The sequence below is a fragment of the Shigella sp. FC1544 genome (assembly GCF_001722145.1).
GTDB lineage: Bacteria > Pseudomonadota > Gammaproteobacteria > Enterobacterales > Enterobacteriaceae > Escherichia > Escherichia coli.
Genome location: NZ_MECT01000525.1, coordinates 1 through 247, shown reverse-complemented (window position 1 = coordinate 247; position 247 = coordinate 1). Strand labels below are relative to the sequence as shown.

The 247-nt window shown below is 53.4% G+C and carries 1 pseudogene; it reads left to right on the top strand.

Features of this window, described 5'->3' with window-relative positions:
- Positions 1-27: 27 nt before the first annotated feature.
- A pseudogene (locus tag BGK49_RS19350) lies at positions 28-247 on the top strand (transposase); the annotation flags it as partial.

Here is a 247-nt window from a genome sequence, read left to right as displayed (position 1 = left end):
AAAAGAGCCAGTCAGTTGCTTAACTGACTGGCATTACACATCCCGGAGAAGTTTTTTAAGATGGTGAGGTACTTCGGGTTCCTTGCCAACCGGGTGTGTGGAGAGAAGCTGCCGCAGGTGTACCGTGCTCTGGGGATGGATAAACCGGAACCAGTGGCGAAAGTGTGCTATGCACAAATGGTGAAACAGTTCCTGAGTCGTGACCCGTTCGAATGCGTGCTGTGTGGCGGCCGGATGGTATACCGCC